Origin of the sequence: Aurantimonas sp. 22II-16-19i (assembly GCF_002088275.1) — a bacterium.
Taxonomy (GTDB): Bacteria; Pseudomonadota; Alphaproteobacteria; order Rhizobiales; family Rhizobiaceae; genus Jiella.
Genome location: NZ_AQQS01000050.1, coordinates 25,791 through 33,612 on the forward strand (window position 1 = coordinate 25,791; position 7,822 = coordinate 33,612).

A 7,822-nucleotide genomic window follows, 5' to 3' on the forward strand; every position below is an offset into this window, starting at 1 on the left:
AGATTGTTTCAACCGCGTAAACGTTGCCACAATGCTGTGGCGTGTGCCCCATTCCTGACATCAAAGGCGAAAGGGCTGATTTGGTTGCCTCGCTCCCAACGAAAATCGAATGTGCGGCGCATATCGCACGCCCGCCCGGCGGGGACGATATCATTTACGCCACACTGGATTTTTTCGCTGGATTCAGCCTTAACAGTTAACCTTACGCAGCGGAACTCACGGTCTCGCGAGCCGCGGCTCAGACGGCGCGCGAGCGCTCCCGCAGACTGCGCACCGTGGCTGCGACGGCCTCCCGGGGGTCTGCCGGCGCAAAGCCGAGAACCGCCCTCGCCGGCTCGGTGGAAAGCTCCTTGCGGCGGCCGAGTTCGGGGATCGCGGCACGCGCCTCGCCCACCAAGAGTGCCGCCATCCGGACGACGACATCGGGCAGCGCGAATCGCGGCACCTTGTTGCGGTATTCCGGAAACGCCTCGGCGATCGCCCGGCCGATCTCCATCATCGACAGCGACCCCGCCGAAACGATGAAGCGCCGCCCCACGGCCCCGTCCGCCGTCAGCGCGGCCACATGGGCGGCCGCGACGTCGCGCACGTCGACGACGCCGAAGACGATGTCCGGCACCGCCGGCAGCTTGCCCCGCATCATCATGCCGATCAGCTGCACCGAGGTTCCCGCCGCCTCGCCGATCAGCGGGCCGGCAACCAGCGCCGGGTTGATCGCCACCATGGGAAGCTCCGCGCGCCCCGCCTCCTCCCAGGCGGCCCGTTCGGCCAGCGTCTTGGAGACGGCATAGGCGGAGATGTCGGGCGAATCGACATTCGACCATTCGTCACCGGTAAACACCGGGTCGCGCTCGGGGTCGTGGCCATAGGTGATCGAGGCCACCGACGAGGTGACGACGAGGCGCTTCGCCCCTGCCTTCGCCGCCGCGCAGACCACCCGTAGCGTCCCCTCCCGGGCGATCGGCACCAGGGCCAGCTTGTCGGCGGGCTGGCGGGCCGGAAACGGCGAGGCCGTATGGCAGACGAAGTCGCAGCCCCTCGCAGCCTCGTCCCAACCGGCGTCGCGGGTGAGATCAGCCACCGCGACCTCCAGGCGCGCGACGTCGGCGCCGGCCTTCGCCAGGGTGGCGCGAAGCGCCTCGCCCTTTTCCGCCGATCGGACGGTCCCGCGAACCCGATAACCCTGCAGAAGCAGCTGCAGCGCGATGTGCCGGGCGATGAAGCCGGTGGCTCCGGTCAGGAGGACGCGCTGGTCTGTCATGGCTTCGCTCTCATCCCCTCTCCGGCCGCCTGCCTCCAGAACGTCGCGCCGCCGCGCCCGTTCCTCACCAGGCGACCGGATGCTCCGCCAAAAGAAAAGGGGAGCCGAAGCTCCCCTGAAAGGTCATGCAATGCGGTATGAGGCGCGGCTTATGCCGCGTCCTCGTTGCCTTCCGCCTCGAGGCGGGCGCGATCGGCGGCGCCGCGCGCCTCGGGATCACGGTCGACGAATTCGATGACGGCCAGCGGAGCGTTGTCGCCGCGGCGGAAGCCCGCCTTGAGGACGCGGCAGTAGCCGCCGTTGCGGTCCGCATAGCGGGCGGCGAGCGTGTTGAACAGCTTGGCCGCGGCAGCCTCGTCGCGCAGGCGCGAAGCGGCCATGCGGCGGGCATGCATGTCGCCGCGCTTGCCGAGCGTGATCAGCTTCTCGACGATCGGACGCAGGTCCTTCGCCTTGGGAAGCGTGGTGACGATCTGCTCGTGCTCGATCAGCGATGCTGCCATGTTGGCGAACATCGCCTTGCGGTGCTCGGCCGTACGATTGAGTTTGCGGCCCCTATTGCCGTGACGCATGGTTGAGTTTCCTTCGAAAACGTCGGCGTTTCGCCGTGGTCGGTATCTTTGCGTCCCTGCCGGATGAACCGACAGGTCGCCGTGCCTTTGAATGATTTGCGGCGTCCCCACCGGGGAGAGGCCGAAGCGCCCGGCCACCCTTCACGAGGGCGGCCGGGACGCGCGTCCTAGTACTGGTCTTCGTAGCGCTTGGCGAGGTCGTCGATGTTCTCCGGCGGCCAGGCGGGCACCTCCATACCGAGGTGCAGGCCCATGGAGGCGAGCACTTCCTTGATCTCGTTCAGGGACTTGCGGCCGAAGTTCGGAGTGCGCAGCATCTCCGCCTCGGTCTTCTGGATGAGATCGCCGATATAGACGATGTTGTCGTTCTTCAGGCAGTTCGCCGAACGGACCGAAAGCTCCAGCTCGTCGACCTTCTTGAGCAGCGCCGGGTTGAAGGCGAGCTCGGCGATCTGGTCGTCGGCAACGCCCGGTGCGCCCGGACGCACGTCGCGCTGGGGCTCCTCGAAGTTGACGAACACCGACAGCTGGTCCTGCAGGATGCGGGCGGCGTAGGCCACCGCATCTTCACCGGAGATCGAGCCGTCGGTCTCGATCGTCATGGTCAGCTTGTCCTTGTTCAGGTCCTGACCCTCGCGGGTGTTTTCGACCTTGTAGGACACCTTCTTGACCGGCGAGAACAGCGAGTCGACCGGGATCAGCCCGATCGGCGCATCCTCGGCGCGGTTCTGGTCGGCCGGGACGTAGCCCTTGCCGGTGTTGACCGTGAACTCCATGCGGATCTCGGCGCCCTCGTCGAGGGTGCAGATCTCGTGCTCGGGGTTCAGGACCTCGATGTCGCCGACCGTCTGGATGTCACCGGCGGTGACGACGCCCGGGCCGGACTTGCGCACGACCATGCGCTTGGGGCCCTCGCCCTGCATGGAGATGTTGATCTCCTTGACGTTCAGGACGATGTCGGTGACGTCCTCGCGGACGCCCGGGATCGACGAGAACTCGTGCAGCACGCCGTCGATCTGGACGGCCGTCACCGACGCACCGCGCAGCGACGACAGAAGGACCCGGCGCAGCGCGTTGCCGAGGGTCAGGCCGAAACCGCGCTCGAGCGGCTCGGCGACGAGCGTTGCCCGGTTGCGGGCGCTCTCGTTCTTGAAGACAATCTGGTTCGGCTTCGTCAGCTCTTGCCAGTTGCTGGAAATCATAGGGATGCCTCTCAGTTTCCTCGCCACCATCCAATCGTGGCGATAGGTCTGATACCGGTGGATCGGATGCGTCGGACGCCAGCCGTCTCCGGAAACTCGAACAGCGGAGCGCCATGCGCCCCGCTCTGATGGCCGCCACGGCAGCCCAGTCTCATCGGCGCGTCCACGCCGGTATGGGGCGTGCCCTTCGGGGCCCGCCCTGCTCGCCTTGCGTCAGACGCGGCGCTTCTTGCGCGGCCGAACGCCGTTGTGCGGGATCGGCGTCACGTCGCGGATCGAGGTGATGGTGAAGCCCGACGACTGCAAGGCCCGCAGCGCCGACTCACGTCCCGAACCCGGGCCGCAGACCTCGACCTCGAGGGTGCGCATGCCGTGCTCCTGCGCCTTCTTGGCGCAATCCTCGGCGGCGATCTGCGCGGCGAAGGGGGTCGACTTGCGCGAGCCCTTGAAGCCCTGCGCGCCGGCCGAGGACCAGGCGATGGTGTTGCCCTGGGCGTCGGTGATGGTGATCAGCGTGTTGTTGAAGGTCGAGTTGACGTGCGCCACGCCCGACGAGATGTTCTTGCGCTCGCGACGACGAACGCGCTGGACTTCCTTGGCCATTCAAATTTCCTGTTCGATCTCGACACCGCCGTAGTTCCAGCGGCTCCACCTGCGGCGCGATGCGCCATCTGCCTCCGGCGCATTGCGCCATCTGCTCGAAACCGGGGCCGGCGCCGGCAACCGCCGGACGCGCCACGCCCCCTCACCCGTACGAAAACGGGCGCGCGGCGAGTGGCCGGGCGCCCGATCCGATGGTGCTTACTTCTTCTTGCCGGCGATCGCCTTGGCCGGACCCTTGCGGGTGCGGGCGTTGGTGTGGGTCCGCTGACCGCGCACCGGCAGGCCGCGACGATGACGCAGGCCGCGGTAGCAGCCGAGGTCCATCAGACGCTTGATGTTCATCGCCGTCTCGCGGCGCAGGTCGCCCTCGACGTGATAGTCGCGGTCGATGATCTCGCGGATCGCCAGGATCTCGGAATCGCTGAGCTCGTTCACGCGGCGCTCTTCGCCGATATTCGCCTTGGTCATGATCTGACGGGCGAATGCCGGGCCGATGCCGTGGATGTACTGCAGCGCGATGATCATGCGCTTGCCGGATGGGATGTTGACGCCAGCGATACGGGCCACGTCGCTTCTCCTAAAATGTCAGGCAGGCTGGAAGCCCGCTCGTTCCTTGGGCGATCGGCCCGTTTGTTCACGCGGGAGCGGTAAGGCCGCAAACGGCCGGTCGGCACTCGATTCGAGCCCCGTGCCAGCCGCAGTCATCGCGAATGCGGTGGCTATAGGCACTTGCGCCGGGCAAGTCAACCGCGACGGTGGCCCGCGCAAGGCGCGCCTGCCGTTGCGGCGGGCGGCAACCGCCGGCAGCGCGTGGCCTCAGCGCAAGAGCCCTTTGACCACCGTCGAGGCCTTGCCGAAATCCATCTTGCCGTCATAGCGCTGCTTGAGCTTGTTCATGCAGCGGCCGACGTCGCGCAGACCCTTCGATTCGGTCTCCTCGACCGCCTCGCGGCAGGCCCGCTCGATCTCGCCGCTGTCGAGCTGGGCGGGCAGGAACTCGCGAATGACGGCGATCTCCTCGCGCTCCTGCTCGGCCAGTTCCAGCCGGCCGGTGTCATCGTATTCGCGGGCTGATTCCTCGCGCTGGCGGATCATCTTCACCAGGATCTGCAGCACTTCCTCTTCGCCCACCGGATCGCGCCCGGCACTGCGACAGGCGACGTCCCGATCCTTGATCGCGGCGTTGATCAGCCGCAGCGTGCTGATGCGGCGCTTGTCCTGCTGCTTGACTGCGGCGTTGAGAGCGTCGGAAAGATGCTCGCGCATGGGTGTCTGACTTTCGGTTTCGACTGACTGTGCGCCGCACCAATGTGCCGGCGTGTGTCTGATGGAGCGAATATGGCATTCGACGACCCGGGGCGAAATCCGCCGGACCGAATGTCAAACTCGAACTTCACCAGGACCGTTACCTGAGAACCGTTACCTGAGAACCGTTACCTGACCCGTGGCCCGTCGCTCTGTCACATTGTGGCGAGCGTGCGGGCCACCGGCCGCCGATGTCATGATCGGTTCACAAGTCCAATACCTGTTGGGGCTCGGCGTAAAGCCGAATCGCGGGTGCGGCGACGCCACCCTGGGAGAGAAACGGAAACCTGTCGCCTGTTTGCATCGCGTCTTTGCATCGGGGCGGCGGATCGGGGCGGCAGGTAGCGGCATCGGGACGGAGGTTCGGGCCTGCCGGATCTCGTCCGGCGCCTCGATGCTCTTGCCCGTCGGCGCCGGCTGGATGTAGAGACGTCGCGAAGTTCGCGCAAGATGCCTTGCCTCCACCTGACGCAGCCCTGATATGTGGCGTCGGGGTGGCAGGCTGCGGTCATGCGGCCCATCTGCGCGATGAGAAGAGCGCGTGAAGCCAACAGCGCAAGACGTTGCATCGACATGGAAAGGAACGAAGATGGCCGGCCAAGCCTGGACTGAGCGCGAGACGACGGCGGTCCTCGTCCTGTCGGACGGCACCGTGATCGAGGGCTACGGCGTCGGCGCCGAGGGCGCCATCGAGGGCGAGGTCTGCTTCAACACCGCCCTCACCGGCTACCAGGAGATCCTCACCGATCCCTCCTATGCCCGGCAGATCGTCACCTTCACCTTTCCCCATATCGGCAATGTCGGCGCCAATGACGACGACCATGAAGACCTGACGCCGGCCAATTCCTGCGGCGCCGTCGGGGCGATCTTCCGCGCCGACGTGACCGCGCCGTCGAACTACCGCTCCGCCGGCGCCCTCGACGCCTGGCTGAAGGCGCGCGGCGTCATCGGCCTCACCGGCATCGACACGAGAGCCCTCACCGCCTTCATCCGCGACAAGGGCATGCAGAACGCCGTCATCGCCCACTCCTCCACCGGCAGCTTCGACATCGAGGCGCTGAAGGCGCGGGCGAAGGCCTGGCCGGGCCTCGTCGGGCTGGACCTTGCCAAGGACGTCGCGGTCGGCCAGAGCGCGGTGTGGAAGCAGACGCCGTGGATCTGGGATGCCGGCTATGCCGACATGGCCGAGCCGAAATACAAGATCGTCGCCGTCGACTACGGCACCAAGCGCAACATCCTGCGGCTGATGGCGGGTCTCGGCGCCGAGGTCGTCGTGATGCCGCCGACGGTCAGCGCCGAGGAGATCCTCGCCCACGAGCCCGACGGCGTCTTCCTGTCCAACGGTCCCGGCGATCCGGCGGCGACGGGCGAATATGCGGTGCCGATGATCCGCGAGCTGGTCGACAGGGACGTACCGGTGTTCGGCATCTGCCTCGGCCATCAGATGCTGGCGCTGGCGCTGGGCGCCAAGACCGAGAAGATGCATCAGGGCCATCACGGTGCCAATCATCCGGTGAAGGACTTCACCACCGGCAAGGTCGAGATCGTCTCGATGAACCACGGCTTCGCGGTCGCGGCCGACAGCCTGCCGGAGGGCGTCGAGGAGACCCATCGCTCGCTCTTCGACGGCTCGAACTGCGGCCTGAAGCTTTCCGGCAAGCCGGTGTTCTCGGTCCAGCATCACCCGGAGGCCTCGCCCGGCCCGCAGGACAGCCACTATCTGTTCCAGCGCTTCTTCGACCTGATCGAGGCGACGCGGGCGAAGAAGGCCGCCTGACGGCGCCGCACCGGCCGCCGCGAGCCTCTCGGGCAGAACGCAGCGGCGACCATTACCGGAAAAACGAAACCGGCGTCGGGGGGCATCCCCGGCGCCGGTTTTTTCGTGTCGAGCCTTCGCTCGCAGAGGCCTTGCGGCCAGGTCCGTCAGGCCAGCCTGAACAGCCTCATCGCCCTCTTGAAGAACGACTTCACCCCGCAGCTGAACGTCGCATGACGATGCAGATCGTCCCGGCCGCGGTCGCCGCCGTAAGAAGAGCGGCCAATCAGAATATCCGCCAACATGGCAGCTCACCCTTTCCTTGGAGTTGTCATTACCGGATGACGCTACGGGACAAAACTTGTCCGAGCATGAATCCGACTTTCGCTATAACCTCAATATGCGCACCTTGTGCGGCATGGTCAATTGCCGAATGCGCACCCAGTGCATCACAAGAACGTGCACGGCGTGCATTTTCGAATGCGCGCGCCGGCTCGCTCGGGCTATACCGCCACCTGCCCCGGGACCACGACACGCTGATGACGCCCCCATGACCGAGCGATGACGAAAACCGCGCCAAGTCCTTGCGACGCAACGCTTCGGCAAAGGCCGGCGCGGCCTCCTGAGCCCCCGTCCGCGACCGTTCGAGCCGCCGTCAGGGGCGTTGCCGACGGCTCTCTGCACAGGCCGCGCCGGCGATTGGTCCGGCCGGTCGCATCGCTGCCGATGTTGGATGGTTCACTCGGCGGTAACGCAAATGTTTGTACCCGACACCCCAGTGTAACCGATTTGGACACCCCATGACCCCCGAAGCCTTCAAGAACTGGCGCAAGGCGCTTGGCCTCAAGCAGAAGGACGCGGCCGACAAGCTCGGCCTGAAGAAGCGTGTCATCCAGTACTACGAAAAGGGCCACCGCGACGGAAAGGCGGTGGAAATCCCGAAGAACGTCGAGCTGGCCTGCCTCGCTCTCGCGCTGGGCTACGAGGAGTACGACGCCTCCCTGGTCGCGAGCAGCGACGAGGCTTCCTGAGCGGCGGCCCGCCTGCCCACAGATCGGCCCGATCGGCGGGGCAGGTCGGCGGCTCGGCGCTCGCCCGCTTCCCCGCCGCTGGCGGCGGTCCG

8 protein-coding genes are annotated in these 7,822 nt (G+C 66.5%); 2 read left to right on the top strand and 6 right to left on the bottom strand.

Annotated features, from left to right (window positions below; translation table 11 throughout):
- Positions 1-238: 238 nt before the first annotated feature.
- The 6 genes from ATO4_RS24930 to ATO4_RS24955 all read right to left on the bottom strand — a co-directional run bounded on the left by ATO4_RS24930 (position 239) and on the right by ATO4_RS24955 (position 4,904).
- Positions 239-1,261 carry an NAD-dependent epimerase/dehydratase family protein gene (locus tag ATO4_RS24930; protein WP_083594535.1) on the bottom strand — a complete coding sequence of 341 codons (1,023 nt, stop codon included), beginning with the start codon at positions 1,259-1,261 and terminating at the stop codon, positions 239-241.
- A gap of 149 nt (positions 1,262-1,410) precedes the next feature.
- Positions 1,411-1,833, bottom strand: a complete 423-nt coding sequence (gene rplQ / locus ATO4_RS24935) for a 50S ribosomal protein L17 (protein WP_083594537.1) — start codon at positions 1,831-1,833, stop codon at positions 1,411-1,413.
- A 167-nt stretch (positions 1,834-2,000) separates the two neighbouring features.
- Positions 2,001-3,035, bottom strand: a complete 1,035-nt coding sequence (locus tag ATO4_RS24940) for a DNA-directed RNA polymerase subunit alpha (protein WP_083594539.1) — start codon at positions 3,033-3,035, stop codon at positions 2,001-2,003.
- Positions 3,036-3,248: 213 nt separating this feature from the next.
- On the bottom strand, positions 3,249-3,638 hold the full coding sequence (gene rpsK / locus ATO4_RS24945) for a 30S ribosomal protein S11 (protein WP_083594541.1): 390 nt from the start codon (positions 3,636-3,638) through the stop codon (positions 3,249-3,251).
- A 198-nt stretch (positions 3,639-3,836) separates the two neighbouring features.
- Positions 3,837-4,205, bottom strand: a complete 369-nt coding sequence (rpsM, locus tag ATO4_RS24950; RefSeq protein WP_083594543.1) for a 30S ribosomal protein S13 — start codon at positions 4,203-4,205, stop codon at positions 3,837-3,839.
- 249 nt (positions 4,206-4,454) lie between these two features.
- Positions 4,455-4,904: a GatB/YqeY domain-containing protein gene (locus ATO4_RS24955; RefSeq protein ID WP_083594545.1), complete on the bottom strand. Its 450-nt coding sequence runs from the start codon at positions 4,902-4,904 to the stop codon at positions 4,455-4,457.
- A 628-nt stretch (positions 4,905-5,532) separates the two neighbouring features.
- On the opposite strand from ATO4_RS24955, the gene carA reads away from it, so the two are divergent.
- Together carA and ATO4_RS24970 are read left to right on the top strand one after the other, a co-directional pair.
- Positions 5,533-6,720, top strand: coding sequence for a glutamine-hydrolyzing carbamoyl-phosphate synthase small subunit (carA, locus tag ATO4_RS24965; protein ID WP_083594549.1), 1,188 nt, complete (start codon positions 5,533-5,535; stop codon positions 6,718-6,720).
- 779 nt (positions 6,721-7,499) lie between these two features.
- Positions 7,500-7,730 (top strand): helix-turn-helix transcriptional regulator, encoded by a 231-nt coding sequence (locus tag ATO4_RS24970; RefSeq protein ID WP_083594551.1) that lies wholly within the window; start codon positions 7,500-7,502, stop codon positions 7,728-7,730.
- The last annotated feature ends 92 nt before the right edge of the window (positions 7,731-7,822 follow it).

What these genes read in the sequence shown, in the direction of transcription:
- carA (WP_083594549.1), top strand. Translation starts at nt 5,533, where the DNA reads ATGGCCGGCCAAGCCTGGACTGAGCGCGAGACGACGGCGGTCCTCGTC.
- ATO4_RS24955 (WP_083594545.1), bottom strand. Translation starts at nt 4,904, where the DNA reads ATGCGCGAGCATCTTTCCGACGCTCTCAACGCCGCAGTCAAGCAGCAG.
- ATO4_RS24930 (WP_083594535.1), bottom strand. Translation starts at nt 1,261, where the DNA reads ATGACAGACCAGCGCGTCCTCCTGACCGGAGCCACCGGCTTCATCGCC.
- rplQ (WP_083594537.1), bottom strand. Translation starts at nt 1,833, where the DNA reads ATGCGTCACGGCAATAGGGGCCGCAAACTCAATCGTACGGCCGAGCAC.
- rpsK (WP_083594541.1), bottom strand. Translation starts at nt 3,638, where the DNA reads ATGGCCAAGGAAGTCCAGCGCGTTCGTCGTCGCGAGCGCAAGAACATC.
- ATO4_RS24940 (WP_083594539.1), bottom strand. Translation starts at nt 3,035, where the DNA reads ATGATTTCCAGCAACTGGCAAGAGCTGACGAAGCCGAACCAGATTGTC.
- ATO4_RS24970 (WP_083594551.1), top strand. Translation starts at nt 7,500, where the DNA reads ATGACCCCCGAAGCCTTCAAGAACTGGCGCAAGGCGCTTGGCCTCAAG.